17 protein-coding genes are annotated in these 21,658 nt (G+C 74.0%); 15 read left to right on the top strand and 2 right to left on the bottom strand.

Going from position 1 to position 21,658, the window contains the following annotated elements:
* Position 1 precedes the first annotated feature (1 nt).
* The 7 genes from PUR61_RS37405 to PUR61_RS37375 all read left to right on the top strand — a co-directional run bounded on the left by PUR61_RS37405 (position 2) and on the right by PUR61_RS37375 (position 9,336).
* A complete protein-coding gene (locus PUR61_RS37405; RefSeq protein WP_329884053.1) occupies positions 2-994 on the top strand; it encodes a DUF6895 family protein in 993 nt (330 codons plus the stop codon).
* Entirely contained in the window at positions 991-2,475 is a 1,485-nt protein-coding gene (locus PUR61_RS37400) for an MFS transporter (RefSeq protein ID WP_329884051.1), read from the top strand. Before PUR61_RS37405 ends, PUR61_RS37400 begins: the two co-directional genes overlap by 4 nt.
* Entirely contained in the window at positions 2,472-5,723 is a 3,252-nt protein-coding gene (locus PUR61_RS37395; RefSeq protein WP_329884049.1) for an AAA family ATPase, read from the top strand. The genes PUR61_RS37400 and PUR61_RS37395 overlap by 4 nt, the downstream gene beginning before the upstream one ends.
* Positions 5,716-6,591 carry a S8 family serine peptidase gene (locus PUR61_RS37390; RefSeq protein WP_329884048.1) on the top strand — a complete coding sequence of 292 codons (876 nt, stop codon included), beginning with the start codon at positions 5,716-5,718 and terminating at the stop codon, positions 6,589-6,591. The genes PUR61_RS37395 and PUR61_RS37390 overlap by 8 nt, the downstream gene beginning before the upstream one ends.
* Positions 6,581-7,234, top strand: a complete 654-nt coding sequence (locus PUR61_RS37385) for a GAF domain-containing protein (protein ID WP_329884047.1) — start codon at positions 6,581-6,583, stop codon at positions 7,232-7,234. The genes PUR61_RS37390 and PUR61_RS37385 overlap by 11 nt, the downstream gene beginning before the upstream one ends.
* Positions 7,235-7,236: 2 nt before the next feature.
* Complete coding sequence (locus PUR61_RS37380; RefSeq protein WP_329884046.1) at positions 7,237-8,298, top strand: ATP-grasp domain-containing protein; 1,062 nt, start codon at positions 7,237-7,239, stop codon at positions 8,296-8,298.
* Between the two features lie 138 nt (positions 8,299-8,436).
* Positions 8,437-9,336, top strand: a complete 900-nt coding sequence (locus PUR61_RS37375) for a Gfo/Idh/MocA family protein (RefSeq protein WP_329884148.1) — start codon at positions 8,437-8,439, stop codon at positions 9,334-9,336.
* A gap of 82 nt (positions 9,337-9,418) precedes the next feature.
* Here the strand turns inward: PUR61_RS37375 and PUR61_RS37370 are convergent, their stop codons facing one another.
* Positions 9,419-10,369: an NAD-dependent epimerase/dehydratase family protein gene (locus PUR61_RS37370; RefSeq protein WP_329884045.1), complete on the bottom strand. Its 951-nt coding sequence runs from the start codon at positions 10,367-10,369 to the stop codon at positions 9,419-9,421.
* A gap of 214 nt (positions 10,370-10,583) precedes the next feature.
* Here PUR61_RS37370 and PUR61_RS37365 point away from each other — a divergent pair, with 214 nt between their 5' ends.
* On the top strand, positions 10,584-11,144 hold the full coding sequence (locus PUR61_RS37365; RefSeq protein ID WP_329884044.1) for a GNAT family N-acetyltransferase: 561 nt from the start codon (positions 10,584-10,586) through the stop codon (positions 11,142-11,144).
* A 71-nt stretch (positions 11,145-11,215) separates the two neighbouring features.
* On the opposite strand, the gene PUR61_RS37360 is transcribed toward PUR61_RS37365, so the two are convergent.
* Positions 11,216-12,469 carry a hypothetical protein gene (locus PUR61_RS37360; protein WP_329884042.1) on the bottom strand — a complete coding sequence of 418 codons (1,254 nt, stop codon included), beginning with the start codon at positions 12,467-12,469 and terminating at the stop codon, positions 11,216-11,218.
* Between the two features lie 232 nt (positions 12,470-12,701).
* On the opposite strand from PUR61_RS37360, the gene PUR61_RS37355 reads away from it, so the two are divergent.
* The 7 genes from PUR61_RS37355 to PUR61_RS37325 form a co-directional block, all read left to right on the top strand.
* Complete coding sequence (locus PUR61_RS37355) at positions 12,702-12,899, top strand: SIP domain-containing protein (protein ID WP_443035307.1); 198 nt, start codon at positions 12,702-12,704, stop codon at positions 12,897-12,899.
* Between the two features lie 1,037 nt (positions 12,900-13,936).
* On the top strand, positions 13,937-14,182 hold the full coding sequence (locus tag PUR61_RS37350) for a phosphopantetheine-binding protein (protein ID WP_329884041.1): 246 nt from the start codon (positions 13,937-13,939) through the stop codon (positions 14,180-14,182).
* A 37-nt stretch (positions 14,183-14,219) separates the two neighbouring features.
* The gene (locus tag PUR61_RS37345) at positions 14,220-15,743 is read left to right on the top strand and encodes a tryptophan 7-halogenase (protein ID WP_329884040.1); all 1,524 of its coding nucleotides are present in this window, start codon (positions 14,220-14,222) and stop codon (positions 15,741-15,743) included.
* A 199-nt stretch (positions 15,744-15,942) separates the two neighbouring features.
* Entirely contained in the window at positions 15,943-17,274 is a 1,332-nt protein-coding gene (locus PUR61_RS37340) for a cation:proton antiporter (protein WP_329884038.1), read from the top strand.
* Between the two features lie 215 nt (positions 17,275-17,489).
* The gene (gene entS, locus PUR61_RS37335; RefSeq protein ID WP_329884036.1) at positions 17,490-18,884 is read left to right on the top strand and encodes an enterobactin transporter EntS; all 1,395 of its coding nucleotides are present in this window, start codon (positions 17,490-17,492) and stop codon (positions 18,882-18,884) included.
* Between the two features lie 183 nt (positions 18,885-19,067).
* Positions 19,068-20,090, top strand: a complete 1,023-nt coding sequence (locus tag PUR61_RS37330; protein WP_329884034.1) for an ABC transporter substrate-binding protein — start codon at positions 19,068-19,070, stop codon at positions 20,088-20,090.
* 75 nt (positions 20,091-20,165) lie between these two features.
* Positions 20,166-21,658, top strand: a 1,493-nt coding sequence (locus PUR61_RS37325; RefSeq protein ID WP_329884033.1) for a condensation domain-containing protein, incomplete at its 3' end; no start/stop codon positions are given.

The raw sequence follows: 21,658 nt of genomic DNA, 5'->3' as shown, positions 1-21,658 counted from the left end.
CATGCCATCGGACCTCGACCGGCTGTCCGCCGGCACGCTCGCCTGGCTGGGGCGACACCTGGACCACTTCGACCCGTACTCGGCGCCCGGCCGCTCGGCGGAGCACGGGCGGGCGAAGGCCGCGCTGGAACTGGCGCTGCTCTGCCACCTGTGGGCCCGACGGGACACGGGGGGCGACCCCCGCCTCGACAAGGCGACCGCGCTGGTCCGCACGGTCTGGCAGCACCCGGACTTCCCGGCGCTCCTCACCGCCGACCCCCGGTGCGCCGCCCCGTACGGACTGGCCTGCGCGGCACTGGCACCCGCCGGGACCGACGGCACGCCGTACCGGGCGGTGCTCGCCCGGCTGACCCCCGACGACCTGTCACCGCACGGCAGGTCGGCCTACCAGCAGCTGGAGCTGCGCCACTACGCGGACAAGGCGGGGGTACCGCACGCGTTCGAACCCTACGAGGAACTGCTCGGTCAGAACTTCCTCGTCCGGCTGCCCGCCGCGATGCCGGACCGTGCCGCACCGGACGGTGCCGCCCGTGACGGTGCCGCACCGGACGGTGCCGCCCGTGACGGTGCCGCACCGGACGACGCGGCACCGGTCACCGTCCCGGAGGCGTACGCCCTCACGCACTCCAGCTTCTACCTCAGCGACTTCGGCCGGACCGCCCCCGGGCTCTCCGCGACGGCCCTCGCGGACGCGGCGGAGCTGCTCCGCCGGCTGCTGGAGTACTGCGTGCGGCACGACTGGTGGGACCTGGCCGCGGAGCTCGTCATGGCCCAGGTCTGCCTGGGCCTCGACCCGCTGCGCACCCCCTGGGGCCGTGCCGCCGTCGACTGCCTGGTCCGGGCCCAGCGGCCCGACGGCGCGCTCCCCGGCCGGTCCGCGAGGACCGCCGCGACGGACGCCGAACCGGTCGGGGCCTTCTTCGCGAGGGCCTACCACACGACCCTGGTGACCGCCCTGATGACGCTCCTCCTCCGGCCGGAGCACGCCTCATGAGACCACGACTGGTCCTCATCGACCCCAGCTACACCCGCCTCTGGTTCGGACAGGCCGTCTCCTCCGTCGGGGACGCCGTCTTCAGTACCACCCTGGTCCTGTGGGTGGCCATGGAGCTGGCCAAGGGGAAGCCGTGGGCGCCGCAGGCGGTCAGCGGCGTCGTCCTGGCGACCAGCGCCGCCGTCCTGTTCGTCGGCCCCCTCGCGGGCGTGTTCGTCGACCGCTGGGACAAGCGTGCGACGATGCTCGGCACCGAGGCGATCCGGGGCGGGCTGGTGGCCCTGCTGACCGCGGTCTCCTTCCTGCCGGCCGGTGACCTCCCGGTCGGGCTGTGGCTCGGCCTGATCTACGCGACGGTGCTGGTCCTCAACGCGGCCAGCCAGTTCTTCACCCCGGCGAGGTTCTCGGTCATCGCGGAACTCGTCACGGGGGAGGCCGACCGGGCGAGAGCGGCCGGGATCGCCCAGGCGACCGGACAGACCGCCTGGATCATCGGCCCGCCGCTCGCCGCGCCGCTGCTGTTCACGGTCGGCCTGCAGTGGGCGCTGCTGTTCAACGCCCTCTCCTACCTGGTGTCCTACCTCGCCATCCGGTCGGTGGACGTGCGGCCGGCGGCCGGGGACGCACGGGCCGCGAAGCCGGACCGGGGCAGGCCGGCCGCCGAACGGCGCGGACTGGGCGCGGAGTTCCTGGAGGGCCTGCGGTTCTTCCGCCGCAGCAGGTTCCTCGTGGCGCTGCTGCTGTTCGCCGTGATCGGCCAGCTCGGCATCGGCGCCCTGAACACCCTGAACATCTTCTTCGCCACCAGGAACCTGCACGCGTCCGCCGAGCTGTACGGCTACCTCGGCATGGCGATGGGGATCGGCGGCATCGTGGGAGCGCTCGCCGCGGGCCGGGTGGTCCAGTGGATCGGCGCCCGGAGGACCACCTGGATCGGGCTGATGGTGAGCGGCGCCCTGCTGCTCCTGTACTCCCGCCAGAGCGGCTTCCCGGCCGCGGTGACCCTGCTGTTCCTCTTCGTCCTCCCGATCACCATGCTGAACACCGCCATGTCGCCGCTGCTGCTGGCGGCGACGCCCCAGGAGTTCCGGGGCCGGGTGGTCGCCGTGTTCTATCCCGTCACCCGGCTGGCCGCGATGCTGGCCGCGGTGCTGTCGGGCTGGCTCGCCGGCACCGGGCTGCGGGACTTCTCGGGCTCGCTGGCCGGCCAGCGGTTCGGCCCGATCGACACGATCTTCGCGGCGTCCGCGGTCGTCGTGGTCCTCGCGGGCGTCTACGCCCGGATCGCGCTTCCCGACACGGCCGCCGCCCCGGCCGCCAAGGCCGAGCCCGAGCCCGAGCCCGAGCCCGAGGCCGAAGCCGGTCCCGGGACCGAGGCCGGGACCGGATCCGGGGCGGAGCCCGATCCGGCGGGGCCCGCTGCGCCCGGGGCCGATCCCGCCGGGCCCGCCGCCCGCTCCGCCCCGGCGGGCCCGCAGTGATCTGCTCCGGGTGCGGCCGGCTCGCCGGCGGGTCGGACCGGTTCTGCGCCGGCTGCGGCACGCCGCTCACGGCCGGTGGGGCTCCGCGCGAGACGCGCCGGAAGGTGTCCATGCTGTTCCTGGACATCGTCGGCTCGACCGCGCTCGCCGAACGCCTGGACCCGGAGCCGCTGCGGCAGGTCATGGACCGCTACTTCGCGAGCTGCGGGGCCTGCATCGCCGAACACGGCGGGGAGGTGGAGAAGTTCATCGGCGACGCGATCCTGGCCGCCTTCGGTGCCACCGTGGCCCGTGAGGACGACGCGCTCCGGGCGGTGCGCGCCGCGAACGGGGCGCTCGCGGCCCTGGCCGGCCTGACCGCCGAGCTCAGCGCCGAGTACCAGGTCGAGCTGGAGGCGCGGGCCGGTGTGTGCACCGGCAACGTCGTGGTGATCACCAGACCGGGGGACGACTTCCGGGTCGTCGGCGACTCGGTCAACACGGCCGCCAGGCTGCAGACGGCCGCCCGCCCGGGCGAGGTGCTGCTCTGCGCCGACACCGCCGCGATGGTGCGGTGGCAGGTCGGGATCGAGCCCGTCGCTCCGCTGCGGGTGAAGGGCAAGGCCCGCCCGCTGCCGGCCTGGCGGGTGACCGCCCCGGAGCCGGCGGCCGACCTCCCCGGGCCGGTGACCCCGTTCATCGGCCGGGTCGACGAACTGGAGGCGCTGGAGCGCGGCTTCCGGCGGGCCCGGCTGCGGCGGCAGGTCTGCCTCGCCACCGTCGTCGGCGTGCCCGGCATCGGAAAGTCGCGCCTGGTGAGGGAGTTCCTCGCGGGCCTGCCGGCCGGTGAGGTGACGGTGCTCGCCGGCCGGTGCTCCGCCTACGGCCGGGGGATCACCTACCGTCCGCTGGCCGAGATGCTCGGCTCGCTCCCCGGCGGCTGGCCGGCCCTCGCCCGGCTGCTGGAGGAGGACCCGGCGCGGGCCGGTGACGACGGAGCGGCGGCGCCGGCCCACGGCCTGGCGGCGCGCACCCTCGGCACGGTCGTGGACCAGGACGGCGGCGCGGCCGCTGTCGAGGACATCGCCTGGGCGGTGCGGCACCTTCTGGAGGTCCTCGGCCGCTCGCGGTCCGTGGTCATGGTCTGGGACGACCTGCACTGGTCGGAGGAGACCCTGCTGGACCTCATCGACGAGGTCGCGACCTGGCTGCGCGGGGTCCCGGTCCTGCTGCTGTGCGTCGCCCGCCCCGAACTCCTGGAGACCCGCACCGGCTGGGGCGCCGGCAAACCGGGTGCGACGACGCTCGACGTCGGACCACTGACCTCTCCTCAGATCACCTCCCTGTTGGGCGAGTTGTTGCTCCTCGCCGAGGTGGTTCCGCAGGACCTCCAGGAGGTCAGCAGCCGCGTCGCCACCCTGTGCGACGGCAACCCGCTCTATGCCGAGCAGCTCATGGACGTCTTCGCGGAGACGGCCCCCGGCACCAACGTCCCGCCCACGATCCAGGCGATGCTGGGTGCCCGGCTGGACCAACTGCCCGTCACCGAACGGGGCATGGTGGAGCTGGCCGCGGTGGTCGGGCGCGAGTCCACCCGGGAGCTGCTGCGGGTGATGGCCGCCGCGGACGGCACCGGCTCCGCCGAGGCCGACGAGGCGCTGTCACGGCTGGTCCGCCGGCGCGTCCTCGAACGCGGCCCGGCCGGCACCTTCCGCTTCGCCCAGGCCCTGCTGCGCGACACCGCCTACGAGTTCACCCCGAAGACCCGCCGCGAGCGCTGGCACGACTTCCTGGCCGAGCGGTTCTCCGGCGAGCTGCCGCAGGACGCGATGGCGGTGGCCTACCACGTCGAGGAGACCTCCCGGCTGCGCAGGCAGCTGCGGCCGGGCGACCCGCAGCCCCCGCGACTGGCCGGTGCGGCGGCGGACACCCTGACCGCCGAGGGCATGCACGCGCTGGCCCGCAAGGACCTGCCGGCGGCCGTCCAGCTCCTGGAGCGGGCGAGGGAACTGCTGCCGGTCGGCGATCCCCGCCACACGGCGCTCGCCCTGCACGTCTGCGACGCCGGAATCTGGCTCCAGGACGAGGAACGGTGCCGGTCCGCGCTGGCCGCGGCGGAGGCCGCGCTGCCCGGGGACCGGCGGTCCGCGGCCACCCTGGCGGTCCAGCGCGCAATCGTCGCGCTCCGGCTCGGCCTGGCGCCGCCCGCGTCCGTGGCGGCGGACGCGGAGCGGATCGCGGCGGAGCTGGAACAGGACCCCGAGGACGATCTCAGCTGGTGCCGGTTGCACGAACTGCTCGCCCACCTCGAACTCGTCGCCGAGCGCGCGGCGTCCGCGGCGGCTTCGTTCGGGCGCGCGCTGGCCCTGGCACGGACCCTGGGCGACGGCTACCAGGAGGACCGGCTGCTCTGCGCCGTCTGCGAGTTGGCCCAGTGGACGCCGATGCGGGTGGACGCCGGGCTGAGGCTCTGCGCCGCGCTCGGCGTCCGGTTCGCCGCGAGCCGGTCGCTGCTCCTCCCGGTCCTGGTGACCCGGGCGCACCTGGAGGCGCTCGGCGGCGACCTGGACGGCGCGCGGCGCACCGTGGCCGAAGCGCTGACCTACTCCCGCGACGTGCACGCCGATCTCGCGGACGCGGTGGTGCTGGACACGGCGGGCTTCGTGGAATCGCTGGCCGGCGCCCACGACGTGGCGGAGGCGCGGTACCGGCAGAGCCTGGGCGTGCTGCGGACCTCGGAGCACGCGGCCGACACCCGGAACACCGAGGTCGCGATCGCCCGGGAACTGTTCGCCCAGGGCCGGACCGCCGCCGCCGCCTCCGCCCTCGACCGCCTCGACGGCCCGGACCGCCTCGACGGCGCGGATCTGGACGGCGAGGGCGCGGGCCTGCGGGCACGGCTGGGCGAGGCCGCGCTGCGCGGGCGGATCGCCTCCGTCCGGGGGCACCACGAGGAGGCGCTCGCCGGGGCCCGGGCGGCTCGTGTGCTGGTGGCCCGGTGCGACGACCTGTGCCTGACCGGGGAGACCCTCCTCGACCTGGCGATCGTGCTCGAAGCGGCCGGGATGACCGAACGGGCGCGGGCTGAAGGGACCGAGGCATTGCGGATGTTCGAGGCGAAGGGCGCCGCGCTGCCCGCCGGACGGGTCCGTCGCTGGCTCGCCGCCCACGGGCCGGGGACGGCGGACGGCAAGGCGGGTGCGGACGGGAGGGCGGGTCCGGAACCGGGCGGGCCCGGCGGACCGGGGGAGGGCGCGGCCGATGACTGACCTGCCGCCCTGGCGCCGGCCGCCGCGCGACCACTTCCCGGGCGTGCCCGCCTGGAGCATGCCCGTCTCGGTGGTGCCGCAGGAGCCCTTCGAGGTCAGCCCGCTCGGCCCGGTCACCCGGGAGTGGGCCTGGGGCGGCGCGGACGGTTCCGGCGTCCGCGTCTGCGTGCTCGACAGCGGCGTGGACGCCGACCACCCCATGGTCGGCGGGCTCGACCGCGCCATGGACGTGGTCAAGGGCGAGGACGGCGTCCTCGCCGTCACCCCGACCGAACCGGGCGACCCGGCAGGGCACGGCACCGCCTGCGCGAGCGTGATCCGGTCGATCGCCCCCGCCGTGTCGCTGACCTCGGTGCGCGTCCTCTCCGGCGGCAGGCACGGCAGCGGCGCCGCCCTGCTGGCCGGGCTGACCTGGGCCGTCGAGGAGGGGTTCGACGTCATCAACATGAGCCTCTCGACGACGAAGCCGGACTTCCGCGACGGCCTGCGCGACCTCTCGGACGCCGCCTACTTCCGGCGCTGCATCATCGTCGCGTCGGCCCACAACATGCCGGTCCACAGCTATCCGTGGCCGTTCGCCTCGGTCATCTCGGTGGCCAGCCACGACCGCCCCGACCCGATGGCCTACTACTACAACCCGTCCCCACCGGTCGAGTTCTACGCCCGGGGCGTGCGGGTGCCGGTGGCAGGGCCGGGCGGGCGGCGGCTGCTCAGCACCGGCAACAGCTTCGCCACCCCGCACATCGCGGGCATCTGCGCGCTCATCCTCGGCAAGCACCGCGCGCTCACGCCGTTCCAACTCAAGTCCGTCCTCTACCTGGCCGCCGAGAACGTAGCCGTACCCGAGGGAGGTGCGCATGTCGACTGACCCGCTGGACAGTGCCGGCATCCCGCAACGAAGACTGCTCCAGTCGATCGTGGAAGTCGCCCGCAGTGTCTTCGGCGCGGCCGCCGCCTCCGTGCTCCTGGTGGACCGGGACAACGGGGACCTGGTCTTCGAGGCGGTCGCGGGCGAGGGCGAACACCATCTGCTCGGGACGAGGTTCCCGAGCGGCACCGGCATCGCCGGCTGGGCGATGGTGTCCGGGCAGCCGGTGGTGATCGACGACGTGGCCGACAGCCCCCGGTTCGCCCGGGGCGCCGCGGAGTCCACCGGCTACGTGCCGCGCAGCATCATGGCCGCCCCGCTCATCTGCGAGGGCGACTGCATCGGGGTGCTGTCGGTGCTGGACCGTGACAGCCGCGAACGCTGCGACCTCGGCGACATGGCCTCCCTGGGGCTGCTGGCGACCGAGATGGCGACGGTGCTGGAGCTGCTCGTCCGGCTCCGGTCGCTGGACGCCGACCGCGCCTCCCGCGCGGCGGCGACGCAGGCCGCGGTCCCGCAGCCCGACCTGGTCCTGTTGCAGCGGGTGGCGGAGCGGCTGCCGCGGGCGTCCGAGCAGGTGGCCGCGACGGTCGCCAAGCTCCTGACGATGGCGGACGAGCTGCTGGCCGACGGCGACGGCTGACGGTGGCGGCTGACGGCCCCTCGGCCTTCCTCGACCAGCTGGCCCGCCCCGGCCGCACCGTCGACGTTCGCCCCCGGCCGGCCCCGGCCGTCCTGCTGCTCAGCCGCGCCTGCGACGGGGGCCTGGAGCCGGTACAGGGCCTGCTGGGGAGCGCGGGCGTCCGGTCGGAGCGGTTGAACGCCGACGAGCTCGGCGCCGCCGACCTGCTCGTCGACCCGGAACGCCGGGCGGTCCGGCTGAACGGGCGCTGGCTGACCCCCACGGTGACCTGGGTGAGGCACTTCTCGGCGTCCGCCATCGAGAGCACCGGGGATCCGGCCCGGACCCTGTTCCTGCGCGAGTCCTGGCAGGCCGCGGCCGACCAGCTGGCGGCGGTCTCCGGGACGGCGATCCGTGCGACCGGGCCGGGGCTGCTCGCCCAGCTGGACCTGGCCCGGCACCACCGGATCGCCGTCCCGCGCACGGTGCTGACCACCGACCCGCAGCGCGCCCGGGGCGCGTTCGACTGCCCGCGGCTGGTGGTCAAGGCGGCCCACCACCACTTCGTCGAGCCGGAGCCGGGGCGCCTGAACGGGATCTTCCCCGTGGTCGTCGAACGGGACGACCCGGCCGCGGACCCCGGCCCGGGACCGGGTCCGCCCGTCATCGTGCAGGAGTACGTCGAGCACGAGGCGGAGCTGCGCGTCTACCACGTGGCCGGGCGGCTGCACGCCTTCCGGATCGGCAAGACCTCGCCGGCCGACCCGTGGACGGCTCCCGGGCGGGTCGGGGCCGAGCCCGTCCGGACGCCGCCGGCCGTCGCCTCCGCCACCAGGACCCTGGCCGCCGCGATGTCGCTCCGCTACGGCGCGTTCGACTTCCTGATCAGCGCCGGCGGACCGGTCTTCCTGGAGGTCAACCCCGACGGGGACTGGCTCTGGGCCGAACAGCGGGCGGGGACGGCCCCGGTCACCACCGCGGTCGCCGCCATGCTGGCGGCCCTGCACCGCGAGGCCCTGCCCACCCCGGGACCGTTCGACCTCCTGGGCTTCCTCTCCGCCCCCCGGGCCGGGTCCGGCGGGTGACCGCGCCCCGGCGGCGGGCCCGGCGCGGCCGGGTGCCTGGTTCGGCCGGCGGGGCAGCTCGTAGGGTGGAGCCGCCTGATGATCGTTCGCCCCCTGGCAGGAGATTCCATGAGTGAGACCGCCGTTCCCGACGCCGTGCTGCCGGTCGGGGTGATCGGCCTCGGCGACATCGCGCAGAAGGCCTATCTGCCGGTGCTCACGGCGCTGCCCGGCCTGGACCTGCGGCTGATGACCCGGGACCGGGCCAAGCTCGACCGGATCGGCGACGCCCACCGGATCGACCCGGCGCACCGGTTCACCGACCTCGGTGAGCTCATCGGCAGCGGGATCCGGGCCGCGTTCGTGCACGCGGCCACCGATCAGCACGTCCCGATCGTCGAGCAGTTGCTGACCGCCGGCGTCGACGTGTACGTGGACAAGCCGCTCGACTACACCCTGGAGGGCTCCCGCCGGCTGGTGGACCTCGCCGACCGCACGGGGCGGTCGCTGATGGTGGGCTTCAACCGCCGCCACGCGCCGGGCTACGTGCAGGCGAAGGAGCGTCCGCGCGACCTGATCGTGCTGCAGAAGAACCGCGAGGGGCTGCCCGAGGCGCCACGGCCGATGATCTTCGACGACTTCATCCACGTCGTGGACCTGCTGCGGTTCCTGGTGCCCGGCGAGATCGAGCACGTCGATGTCCGGTCCCGGGTGCGCGGCGGCCTGGTCGAGCACGTGGTCCTCACCCTGTCCGGTGAGGGCTTCACGGCGCTGGGGATCATGAACCGGCTCTCCGGCTCGACGGAGGAGATCCTGGAGGTCTCCGGCGGTGACTCCAAGCGCGAGGTCCACAACCTGGCCGAGGTGATCGACCACCGCGGGCAGCCGACCGTCCGCCGCCGCGGCGACTGGGTGCCGGTCGCCCGCCAGCGCGGCATCGAGCAGGTCGTGCTGACCTTCCTGGACGCCGTCCGCTCCGGGAAGACCCTCGACGCCCACGACGCCCTGCGCACCCACGAGCTGTGCGAGCAGATCGTCGAGCGGCTGGAGTCCGCCTGAGCCCCGGGCCGGTCCGCGGCCTCCCGCGGACCGGCCCGCCGCAGCCAGGTGTGCGGGGCGGACGTGGGCAGGGAGGTCGGGCTCAGGCGTGTCGCGCGGGGGCGGCGATCCGGCGGCGCCACCAGTCCACCGTCGCCCGGAACTGCTCCTCGGCCGGGGTGGCGCGCAGCGTGAACGCGGACTCGTAGGCGGCGGAGTCGATCACGAACGGGCGGTCGAACTGATAGCGCACCTCCCGGAGTTCGCGGAGCAGCGGGGAGAAGAGCGCCGCCGCTCCCAGCACCGCCGGTGACAGCCGCCGCACCGCCACGGGGCCGGTTCCCGCGTCGGCGGCGAGCCGGGCGACCATGGTCCGCGCGGACAGCGCGGGGGCCGTCGGCACGTGCCAGGCCCGGCCCCAGGCCCGCTCCTTGCCCGCGACCTCGATCAACGCCGAGGCCGTGTCGGGGAGGTAGGTCCAGCTGTGCGGGGTGTCCGGGTCGCCGAGCACCGTGACGGACCGGCCGTCCAGCAGGCGCGGCAGGACGCGCCCGGCCAGGTGGCCCCCGTCCGTCACACCGGGGCCGAAGAAGTCGGAGGCACGCACTTCGACCGCCCTGATCCGGCCCGCCTCGTGCAGCGTCCGCGCCTGCTCCCAGAGGGCCGCCCGGACCCGCCCCTTGGGGCCGGTGGCGGCGAGCGGCAGGTCCTCGGTGAGCGGGCGGTCCACCGGGCCGTACCCGTACAGGTTGCCCAGCATGACGAGGACGGCCCCGGTCGACTCGGCCGCCGCGCAGAGCGACGAGGCCAGCGGCGGCCAGTCCGTCGTCCAGCGGTGGAGGGGCGGTGCGGCGCAGCCGTAGAGCGCGACGGCGCCGCGGGCGACCTCGGTCAGGGCCTCGGGGTGCGCCGCGTCCAGGGCGACGTGCTCGATGCCGGCCTCCGGGGAGCGGCCCGACCGGCTGACCACCCGTACCTCGTGCCCCTGCTCGGCCAGCGCCCGAGCGGTGGCCGCCCCCGCGGGCCCGTATCCGACAACCACATGAAGACTCACGAGCACACCCTAGCCCGGGCCCTCCGGGGGTGGTGACGAGGTCATGTCGACAGGGCTCCCCCGTCGGCCCGCCCCGACGTCGCGTCACCGGGTCGTGGACCGGCCGCCGGTGACGGGGCGTCGTAGAGTGCGTGCGCGTGCGGCTGCGGAGCGGAAGGCGGGTGCGGGCGGAATTCGGTTGCCGGGCAGCCTCGACCCCTGTTAACAATGTGACATGTTACAAAATGCTGCCCTTATTCTCCGTGCCCGGCACGAGAGCGACGTCCCGGTCCTCATGTCCGGGCTGTACGACGACGTCGCCACCCGCTCCCGGGCCGACTCCCGGCCCTGGCAGCCCCTCTCGCCCGGTGCCGCCGGGTCGCCCTACGCCGTGGCCGCCCCGAGCGACGAGGCGGCGTGCTTCTCGGTCGTGGAGCGCTCCTCCGGCGAACTGGCCGGCGAGGCACTGCTGTGGGGCATCGACACCCACAGCCGCACCGCGCATCTGGGCCTGGCGCTGCTCCCCGGCTTCCGCGGTCGCGGCCTGGCGCACGACGTGGTCGCCCTGCTCTGTCACTACGGCTTCACGGTTCGCGGGCTGCAGCGCCTCCAGGTCGACACGCTGGCCGACAACCGGCCGATGATCGCCGCGGCCGCCCGCGCCGGGTTCCGCCTCGAAGGCACCCTGCGGCGCTCCGCCTGGACCTACGGATCCTTCAGCGACCAGGTCGTCCTCGGGCTGCTCAGTGAGGAATGGACCGACCCCGTGCTGAAGCCGGCGGACACCGTGCGGTAAAGGGCGCGGGTGGATGTGCGGAGGGGCGGGACCGGCCGATCGACCGGTCCCGCCCCTCCGTGCGTCGGCGGCTACTTCCCGCCGCTCCAGGTGGACGTGACTGCGGGGGAGTCGCCCCGGGCGGCCTCGGTGGCGTCGAGGTCGATGTCGGCGTAGAAGACGCCGAGGTTGTAGCCGTCCCCCTGGGTGTTGACGGTGACGGTGACGTCGGTGTCGCCGTTGCGCAGGTAGGGGGAGACGGTCCAGCGGTTCGCGTCGTAGCCGAAGTTGTTGCGCGGGGCCGGGTTGCGGGGGAACCGCTGGGCGGGGTTGGGGTTGTCGATGGTGGAGTTGAAGGCGTCGTTCAGCGGGTGGTTGGCGTCGGTGAAGTCGGTGATCGGGCCGTTGGTGGACTTGATCGACATGGTGTCGCCGGTCCACTTGTGGTCGCCGTCGTAGACGACCCAGCCCAGGTGTCCGGTGACCGGGCCGCTCGCGGGCGTCCTGATCCCGGTCAGCCTGCCCGACAGGGCCGGGCTGTTGGGGAGTTCGGGCTGGAAGCCGTCCCAGAGGTGGACGTGCCGCAGCGGCGCGCAGGGGTCCTCGTAGGCGACCACGACGGTCCAGCCGCCCCAGCTGTGCGGCTTGACGACGGAGTCCATATTGGCGGCCGTGTAGGTGCCGGTGCCGTGGCTCTTGACGAGCTCGGTGATGTCGGCGGAAGCCTGGTAGCTGCTCTCCTCGTCGGTGGTGATGTAGCCGATGGAGGGCTGCTGGTTGGCGATGTTGGTGTACTGGCCGTCACCGGGGAACTTGAGGTAGATCTCGTCGATCTGGCTCTCGGGCAGGACGACGTCGTCGATGCCGCGGGTGCCGCCCCAGTACAGGCGGGCGTGCTTGACCGTCGCCCCGGGGGGCAGCTGCAGGTCGGCGGAGCTGGCGGAGTAGATGGGGTCGCCGAGCGGGCCGATGCTGCCGGGATCGATGTTGACGTACCGCATCTGGTAGTTGTTGTTGATCGGCCTGCTGCCCGCCCCGGTGCGGCCCTGCTCGCACGGCGGCTGGGCGGGGTCGACGGGGGGCTTGGTCTCGTCACAGGTCATCAGGGAGTTGCTGATGTGGGTGACGGAGCCGTGGAAGTCGCCCTGGAAGCGGGTGGTGAAGGGCAGCCGGTTCTCCTGGATGGTGATCGCGGCGCGGTGGCCCTGGGTGGGGCCGGTGCCGCGGGAGTAGGCGGCGGGCGCGGCGAGCACGCAGGCGGCCGAGGCGACGGCCACGGCCGCCGCCAGCGCGCGGCGGGCGCGGCGGGCGGGGTCGGCGGAGCGCGGGGGCTGAGGGTGCGACAACTGAACCTCCGGTGAGGTGTATTCGTGGATGCCCCCCTCACGAGAGCACCGTTCGGGCGATTTGTCGGTGGATTGCTCCGAACGGGGGCGAGCCGTGGAGCGGGGGCGGTTCCGGCCCCCGGGTGCTGCCGAGGCGTCGTCGGAACGGTGCGGGCGGCCGGGTGCGGACCGGCGCACGCCCCCGGCAACATAGGTTAGGCTTGCCTTACTTTCTCGGGGGTTGGAGGATGTCATGCCGCGCGAGGACGACGAGGCGCAGCTGGTCGCGGAGGTGCGCGCCGCGCTGCCCGGCCTGCTCGGGGACCCGGCGGGGGCGTACGTGTGGATCGCCTGTGACACGGCGACCACGCGCGCTCTCGCCCGGTTCACCCGGAAGGGGCTCGCCGTGCCCGGGCCGCAGATGCACGCCCTCGGCGGCTGGCGGCCCTGAGGACCCGTGGCGCCCGGCCGTGGGGGTCCGGGCGCCACGTTCACACGTCCCGCCGACGCGGTCGGCCCCTGTCCGGCCCCGCTGCGTCCTGCTGCGTCCCGCCGTCTTCCGGCGCTCGCGGCGTGCGCCGGGGTGCGCCGGGGTGTCGGGCCCGCCCCGGCGCGGCTTCCTCGCGCCCGGCCCGAGCCTGACGCCTGACGCCTGACGCCCGAAGTCCGACGCTCGGGGTCGGGCGCCCCGCGCCTGATCTCCGGCGCCCGATGTGCCGTGCCTGGTGTCCTGCGCGTGGTGTCCCCTTCCCTTCGCTCTCCCTTCACCGAGCCCGCTGCCCTGTCGCGCCGGGCTGCTCCGTCGCGCCCGCGCCGACGCCCGCGCGTTCGCGGGCGCGGCGTCGGCGCGGGCGCCGGGAAAGGCCGGCCGGTGATTTCGACTCCTCCCGCCCTCCGGTCCGGACCATGATTCGTGTTCGACGGGTCCAGGATTCTCGTCGGTGGGCGGAAAAGCGTTTCTGCTCCCTCCGTAACCCTTTCGGGGCCGGTTCCGACCGGGGTGTGGCGCTGCCTGTCTCCCGGCCGATCCGGCTTTCCGCCCGCCGTGGAACCCGGGGCCGTCGCCCGGCTCCCGCCCCGGCCGCACCCCGTCGTGACGGCACCGCCGACGGCGGCGGCAACGGTGCTGGTGGGGGTCGGAACGGTGCCCGCGCGCCCGGGGCCGCCGTGGGCGGCGGGATCGCCGCCCACGGGGCTGTCGGGGGCTGCCGGCGGCACCGTCGACGGAGTGCCCGGCCTTTGCCGCCCCGCGTGGGTGGCATGACGTGACATCAGGGAAATCCGTCGGACCGTCGGGTCCGGTCGCCCGGCGGCTTGACAGCGAGGTCCGACCAATAGTTAGGTTAGCCTTACCTAAGTAGGGCGGGTGGCCGAAGGTCGCCGGCTGTCGGTGCGTATCACATCGGTTCCACGGTTTCGGCCGGGCCGGTGGTCCGTGCCGTGCGCCGTCGCGCCGTCACCCCCGCGACAAGAGGAGGACGCCGCTCGATGCCTGAGATACCCCCGACCGACGCGTTTTCCCTGGAGCGCATCAGGCAGGACGTCGCCGATGTGCTGCAGATCGACCCGCAGGAACTCGACGACGACGAACTGCTCGTCTATCAGGGCATGGACTCGATCCGGTTGATGACCCTCGTCCAGCGCTGGCGCGACAAGGGCACCGAGGTGACCTTCGTCGACCTCGCCGGCGAGGCCACCATCAAACGCTGGCGGGATCAGCTCGGCACCCCCTGACCAGCGGAAGCCCGTCATCACCAGGAGAGACTCGCCAGTGAACACCTCTGAACAACCAACACTGCACGAAGAGTTCGACGTCATCGTGGTCGGCGGTGGCCCCGGTGGATCCACGGCCGCGACGCTCGTGGCCAAACACGGCCACCGGGTCCTGCTGCTGGAGAAGGAGACGTTCCCGCGGTACCAGATCGGGGAGTCGCTGCTCCCCGCCACCGTCCACGGCATATGTCGCCTGCTCGACGTCCAGGAGGACATGGAGAAGGCCGGCTTCATGGTCAAGCGGGGCGGCAGCTTCCGCTGGGGCACCAACCCCGTACCGTGGAACTTCCTCTTCGCCCTCGCCCCCGAGCTCTCCGGGCCCACCTCGTACGCGTACCAGGTGGAGCGGATGAAGTTCGACGACATCCTCCTCCGCAACGCCGCGAAGCACGGCGTCGACGTCCGGGAGAACTCCCCGGTGAGCGAGGTGCTGGAGGACGACGAGCGGGTGCGGGGCGTCCGCTACACCGACCCGCAGGGCCGGGTCCACGAGGTCGCGGCGCGGTTCGTCATCGACGCGTCGGGCAACAAGACCCGGATCAGCAGGCACGCGGGTGGGGAGCGGGTCTACTCCGAGTTCTTCAAGAACCTGGCGCTGTTCGGCTACTTCGAGGGCGGCAAGCGGCTGCCCGGCGCGGACCGCGGGAACATCCTCTGCGCCGCCTTCGACGAGGGCTGGATCTGGTACATCCCGCTCAGCGAGACCCTGACCAGCGTCGGCGCGGTGATCAGCCGGACCCGTGCGGCCGACATCCAGGGCACCGACGAGGAGCAGGAGAAGGCGCTGCTCGGGTTCATCGACCGCTGCGACATCGTCCGCGACTACCTCTCCGAGGCGACCCGCGTCACCGAGGGGACCTACGGCGAGCTGCGGGTCCGCAAGGACTACTCGTACGCCAACACCCGCTTCTGGCGGCCCGGCATGGCGCTCGTCGGGGACGCCGCCTGCTTCATCGACCCGGTCTTCTCCACCGGCGTCCACCTCGCCACCTACGCCGGGCTGCTGTCGGCCCGGTCGATCAACAGCGTGCTGGCGGGCGGGGTTTCGGAGGAGCGTGCCTTCGGCGAGTTCGAGGGCCGGTACCGCCGCGAGTACGGCGTCTTCTACGAATTCCTCAGTGCCTTCTACGACATGCAGGGCAGCGAGGAGAACTACTTCTGGAAGGCCAAGAAGGTCACCGCCTTCGACTCCTCCGACCTGGAGGCGTTCGTCACCCTGGTCGGCGGGGTGGCCTCCCGGGAGCGGGCGCTGACCGACTCCGCCGCGCTCACCGAGCGGTTCGCCTCCTCCTCGAAGGCGCTGTCCGACGCCGTGGCCGCCACGGGGTCGATGCAGACCGAGTCCGGTGAGCGGATGAACCACCTCTTCGGTGCCAAGGTCGTCGGCGACGTGATGCACGAGATGAACGAGATCCAGCGGCGCGGTGTCCTCGGCGCCGACATCAAGGAGTCGCCGCTGCTGCCCGACGGCCTCGTGCCGGGCGCCGACGGCCTCTCCTGGGCCGAGCCGGCCGGAGGCTGACCGAACCCCGGCCGCCGGGCGGGCTCCGCCACGCCCGCCCCGGCGGCCGGTCCGGCCGCACGCCGTGGCCGGACCGACCCCGTACGACTTCCGCGCCGGCGACCGCACGCTTCCGTGCGGACCGCTCCACGACGAGCACGAAAGGCAGGTCGGCAGACCCGTGGGCCTTCCCTCCCTCGGCCATGCGGCCCAATGGGCCATGCTGGTGCAGCTGCTGGTGATCACCGTCGTGGCGCACCTCGCCGGTGCCGCCGCGCGCAGGCTGCGTCAACCCGCGGTCATCGGCCAGCTGGTGGCGGGTGTGCTGCTCGGCCCGTCCGTCCTCGGGGTGCTCTGGCCCGGCGGGGAGCACCGGCTCGTCCCCGGTGAGACCCTGCTGGGGGCGCCGATCAACACGGTGGCCTGGCTCGGCGCGGCCTTCCTGCTGCTGCTCACCGGCCTGGACACCGACCTCGGCGTGATCCGCAGGCTGGGCCGCCCGGCGCTGATGATCGCCGCGGGGGCCGTTCTGGTCCCGTTCGCGGCCGGGGTGGGTCTCGCGCTGCTGCTGCCGGACTCGTTCGCCGGGGGTGCCGCGAGCCGGCCGTCGTTCGTGCTGCTGGTCGCCGTCTCCCTCAGTATCTCGTCGATCCCGGTCGTCGCCCGCGTGCTGACCGAACTCGGCTTCCTCAAGGCCGACTTCGGTCAGATGATCCTCACCGTGGCGCTGGTGTCGGACGCGGTGGGGTGGATGGCGCTCGCCGGGGTGACGGTGCTCGCCGGACCGGGTGGCGGTGACGCGGGGGAGCTGCTGGCCCCGGTGGCCGGCCTGCTCCTGCTGACGGCGGTCCTCGTGCTGGTCGCCCCGCGGCTGGTCGACGCCGCGCTGGCCCGGGTGCGCCGGTCGGACCGGCTGCCCGGCGGGACCGGCGGGGAAGGTGAGGCCGGTGAGGCCGGTGAGGCCGGGACCGGTGGCTCCGGGGACCTCCTGGTGGCGGTCGTCCTGGCCCTGGTGCTCGCGGTGGCCGCCGACGCGGTCGGCTCCGACGGCCTGCTCGGTGCCTTCGCGGCGGGTCTGCTGCTCGGACGCTCGCCGCACTACCGGCCGCGCCTGCGCGGTCAGTTGGAGCCGGTCACGCTCGTCCTGCTGGCACCGGTCTTCTTCGCGGTCGCAGGGCTGCGGATGGACCTCACCGTCCTGAGCAGTGCGGAGGCACTGCTCTGGGCGGCCGGATATCTCGCGGTGGCGGTCTGTTTCAAGGTCGCCGGCGCGTACGGGGGGGCGCGGCTCGCCCGGCTCCCGCGACGCCAGGGTCTGGCCGTCGCGGTGGGCCTGAACTGCCGCGGTGCGGTGGAGGTGGTGGTCGCCTCGGTGGGACTCTCCGCCGGGGTGCTGAGCGAGACCGGCTACACGGTGATCGTGCTGATGGCCCTGTTGACCACCGCCGCCACCGGGCCGCTGCTGAGGGCGGTCGCGCCCCCGCCGGGCCGGCTGTTGAAGCCCGCCGGCCCCAGGGCCGGGGCGGCCGACCGGGTCCGGGCGGCCCGGTAGGCCCGCCCCGAACCCGACCCCGAACCCGACCCCGTTTCGACCCCGAGCCCGACCTGATCCCCGACCTGATCGGACCGGACAGCGTCCGGTTCGACCGTGTCCGCCCCGCCGGCCCGCCGCCGTCGACCCCCCGACACCGCGGCCCGACCTCCACCGCCCAGCCACCGGCGACACCGCGCCGCCGTCACCCGTGCCGTCCTCCCAGGAGCCTCTGAGTGTCCCTGCGTGACCTGTTGATCGACACCGCCCCCCTACGGGCGAGCCGCGACTTCCGCGCGGTCTTCATAGCCCGGACCGTCTCGCTCTTCGGTCTCGGCATCGCCACCGTCGCCCTCGCGGCCCAGGTCTACGACCTCAGCGGATCGACCCTGACCGTCGCCGCGGTCAGCATGGTCATGAGCGTCAGCGTGCTGGTCGGTTCGCTGGTCGGCGGCGTCCTGGCGGACCGCACCGACCGGCGGCGCCTGATCATCCTGGCGCGCGGCGCCGCGGCCCTCGCGTTCGCCGGGCTCGCCGCCAACGCCTTCCTCCCCGAACCGAGCCTCTGGGCGATCTACCTCTGCGTCGCCTGGGACGGCCTTGCCTCCGGCGTCAGTGTGACCGCGCTGATGGCCGTCGCACCGACGCTGGTCCGGCGCGACCAACTCCCGGCGGCCGGTGCCCTGCTGTCCCTCACCACGGAGATCGGCTCGGTCGCCGCGCCGTTCCTCGGGGGCGTGCTGCTCGCCGCGTCCGGTCCCGGCACGGCCTTCGCCGTCACCGCCGCGACCACCGCGCTGACCACCCTGCTGGTGACCCGGCTCCGCCCGCTGCCGCCCGTCCGCCACGAGGCCGACCCGGACGACGAGTCGGGCGCGGACGACGGATCGCCGCTGGTCGCGCTGCGCTACGCGGTGAAGCACCGGGTGGTCGGCGGCCTGCTCCTGCTGGGCGGCGCCACGGCGCTGTTCGGCGTCCCCGTGGTGCTCTTCCCCGAGCTCGTCGACACCCGCTTCGGCGGCGGCGAACTGATGCTCGGCCTGCTCTACACCGCGCCGGCGGTCGGCGCCGTCATCGCCTCCGCCACCAGCGGATGGGTGGGCCGCACCAAGCGCCCCGGTGCGGTGCTGATCGGGTCCGTCCTGGTGACCGGACTGGCCGTCGCCGGCTTCGGCCTCAGCCCGTCCGTAGTCCCGGCCTTCCTGGCGCTCGCGGTGGCCGGTGCGGCCGGCACCGTCGCCGCGATCCTCGACTACGCCCTGCTCCAGCACCACACCCCGGACCGCCTGCGGGGCCGGATGGTCAGCGTCGTCACCGCCGAGCAGACCACCGGCGAGATCGGCGGCGAGGCCGAAGTGGCCCTGCTCGCCCGCTGGTTCAACCCGGGCGGGGCGGCGCTCCTGAACGGCATCGTGTGCGCCCTGGCGGCGGTCGTGGTCGCCCTCGCGGTGCCGGGCCTGCGCCGGGCGACGCTCCCCGACGACGACGAGGAGGACGACGACGGCCACGACGGCCACGACGGCCACGACGGCCACGAGGACGGCGCAGGCCCGTCCGGCCCCGTCCACGGCGCCGACCCGGTCCACACCGAACAGGGCGAGGGCCGCCCGACGGCGTCGGCCAGCCCCTGACACAGCCGGCTCCGGTCTCCCGCTCCGACCTCCCCCAGACCCGGACCCACCAGACCCGGACCCACCAGACCCGGGCCCCCAGACCCGGACCACCCGGCCCCTGCGCCGATGGCTCCAGACCGGCGGCCCCGTGCCCCGCACGGCCGGCCGCCCCACCCCGAAGAAACCGGAAAGGCACCACAGGTGACCCGTCAGATCGCAAGCCCCGACCACAACCGGCGCAGAGACACGCGCGCCCGCGGGCCGCGTGGGGTGCTCGCCGCCCTTCTCACCACCGTCCTGATCGCCGCCGCCGCGGCCTGCACCACCAGCTCCGACGGCAGCGCCTCCGACTCCCAGGACCCGTCCGCGTCGTCGAACGCCACCCGCGTCGTCTCGACGCCCGACGGTGACGTGACCGTCCCCGCGAAGCCCAAGCGGATCATCGGCCTCTCCTACGCCGCCGCCTGGCTGCTGGACTCCGGCATCCCGATGGTCGGCGTCACCTCGATCGACGACGCCGCGCTCTCCGCCGAGCAGAAGGCCAAGGTCAAGGAGATCCCCCTGGTCGGCGAGGGGAACGAGCTGAACTTCGAGAAGATCGCCTCGCTCACCCCCGACCTGATCATCATCTCCGCGCCCAAGCGGGTCCAGTTCCAGATCGACAAGCTCAAGCCGATCGCCCCGGTGGTCTCCTTCGGCATCGGCAACCCGGACGAACTGCTCGCCACCACCCTCAAGGTGACGGACGCCGCCGGCCGGCCGGAGGCCGGCCTCAAGGTGAAGAAGGAGTACGAGGACAAGGCCGCCCGGATCAGGACGGCCTACGCCGACAAGCTGGCGAAGACGAACTGGGCGATCGTCAACTCCGGTGAGTCCGGCAAGTTCTCCGCCTACGACGGCAAGTCCTGGCTCGGCCTGGTCCTCAAGGACGTGGGCGGCAAGTTCGCCGCGCTGCCGGGCGTGGGCTTCGAGGACGCCTGGGCCGACCTCTCGTACGAGGAGATCGGCAAGCTCGACGGCGCCGACGTGATCCTCGTCGACGGCGACGAGCCGGGCACCAAGCCGTCCGCCGAGACCACCGACCTGATGAACCAGACCAACTGGAAGTCGCTCAAGGCGGCCAAGGCCCAGCAGGTCCACCCCGTACCGGCGTTCTTCACCAGCCGCTACCCCGAGGCCGGCCGGATCCTCGACCAGCTGGAACAGATCCTCAAGACGCTCTGACCCGGCACCGGTCCGGCCGGTACCCGAACCGGCCGGACCCGCCCGCCCCGCCCCCGAACCAGGAGCACGACAGCCATGAACGACCGCCCCCAGAGCCGCCTTCCGCTCACCGGAGCCCAGTCCGGAGTCTGGTACGGGCAGCGACTCGAACCCGGCAACACCGCGTACAACGTGGGCCAGTACGTCGAGATCCGGGGGCGGTTCGACCAGGAGGTCTTCGAGACGGCGCTGCGCCGCGCGGTCGCCGAGGCCGAGGTGCTCGGGATGCGCTTCGGCGAGGAGGACGGCGTTCCCTACCAGGAGCCCGCCCCGCGGGCCGACTGGCCGCTCGACCGGGCCGATCTGCGGGCGGAGGCCGACCCGGAGGCCACCGCCCTGGAGCTGATGCGGGCGGACCTCTCCCGCCCGGTGGACCCGGCCGCGGACCGGCTCTTCGCCTACGCCCTGTACACCGTCGCCGAGGACCGGGTGCTCTGGTACCAGCGCGTCCACCACATCGCCCTCGACGCCTACGGCTTCACCCTGCTCGCCCGGCGCACCGCCGAGCTGCACACCGCGCTGTCCCGCGGCGAGGAGCCGCCGCCCGCGGCGCCCGGCCGCCTGGCCGACCTGCTCGCCGAGGAGGCCGAGTACCGGGACTCCGCCCGCAGCGCCGCCGACCGCGCCTACTGGGCGGAGCAGCTGGTGGACGGCCCCGAGCCCGCGCCGCTGGCAGGCGTCGGCCACCCGGCCGCCCCGCACTTCCTGCGCACCGGTGCCACCCTGACCGCCGAGGAGAGCACCGGGCTGCTCGACCTCGCCCGCGCCGCCCGTGCCACCTGGGCGGACGTGGTCACCGCCGCGTTCGCCGGCTACCTGCACCGGATGACCGGCACCAGGGACGTCCTGCTGGCCATGCCCGCGATGACGCGGCTCGGCTCGGTGGCGCTCACCGTGCCCGCGATGAAGGTGAACGTCCTGCCGCTGCGGCTCTCCGTCGCGCCCGGTACGGCCTTCGGCGACCTGGTGTCGCAGGTCGTCCGCAGGGTGCGTGACCTGCGACGGCACCAGAACCACCGCGCCGAGGAGATCCGGCGCGACCTCGACCCGGCCGGGCGCCGCCACGGCGTGTTCGGCCCGATGGTCAACATCAAGGCGTTCGACTACCAGCTCGACTTCGACGGTGCCCCCGGCATCGCCCGCAACCTCGCCGCCGGACCGGTGGACGACCTCACCCTCTCCGTCTACCTGGACGGCGGCAACCTGGTCCGGTTCGAGCTGGACGCCAACCCCCGCACCTACCGGGAGGACGAACTCGCGGACCGGTGCGCCGAGTTCCTGACCCTCCTGCGCGCGCTCGCCGCCGTCGAGGAGCCCGGGCTGCCCGTGGGGCGGATACCGCTGCTGAGCGCCGAGCGGCGCCGCGAGGCCCTCGCGCTCCCGGACGCGGTGGGTGTGGTTCCGGTGGCGGGTTCGGTGGTGGAGCGGTTCGAGGGGTGGGTGCGGGAGGCGCCGGGTGCGGTGGCGTTGGTGGTGGGTGGGGAGTCGTTGACGTACGGGGAGTTGGGGGAGCGTTCGGCGCGGTTGGC

This window comes from Streptomyces sp. BE20, from assembly GCF_036322525.1.
Lineage (GTDB): Bacteria > Actinomycetota > Actinomycetes > Streptomycetales > Streptomycetaceae > Kitasatospora.
The sequence above is the reverse complement of the archived record's forward strand: the minus strand, read 5'-3'. Positions and strand labels throughout refer to the sequence as shown.

What these genes read in the sequence shown, in the direction of transcription:
- PUR61_RS37405 (WP_329884053.1), top strand. Translation starts at nt 2, where the DNA reads ATGCCATCGGACCTCGACCGGCTGTCCGCCGGCACGCTCGCCTGGCTG.
- PUR61_RS37400 (WP_329884051.1), top strand. Translation starts at nt 991, where the DNA reads ATGAGACCACGACTGGTCCTCATCGACCCCAGCTACACCCGCCTCTGG.
- PUR61_RS37390 (WP_329884048.1), top strand. Translation starts at nt 5,716, where the DNA reads ATGACTGACCTGCCGCCCTGGCGCCGGCCGCCGCGCGACCACTTCCCG.
- PUR61_RS37385 (WP_329884047.1), top strand. Translation starts at nt 6,581, where the DNA reads ATGTCGACTGACCCGCTGGACAGTGCCGGCATCCCGCAACGAAGACTG.
- PUR61_RS37365 (WP_329884044.1), top strand. Translation starts at nt 10,584, where the DNA reads ATGTTACAAAATGCTGCCCTTATTCTCCGTGCCCGGCACGAGAGCGAC.
- PUR61_RS37355 (WP_443035307.1), top strand. Translation starts at nt 12,702, where the DNA reads ATGCCGCGCGAGGACGACGAGGCGCAGCTGGTCGCGGAGGTGCGCGCC.
- PUR61_RS37350 (WP_329884041.1), top strand. Translation starts at nt 13,937, where the DNA reads ATGCCTGAGATACCCCCGACCGACGCGTTTTCCCTGGAGCGCATCAGG.
- PUR61_RS37340 (WP_329884038.1), top strand. Translation starts at nt 15,943, where the DNA reads ATGCTGGTGCAGCTGCTGGTGATCACCGTCGTGGCGCACCTCGCCGGT.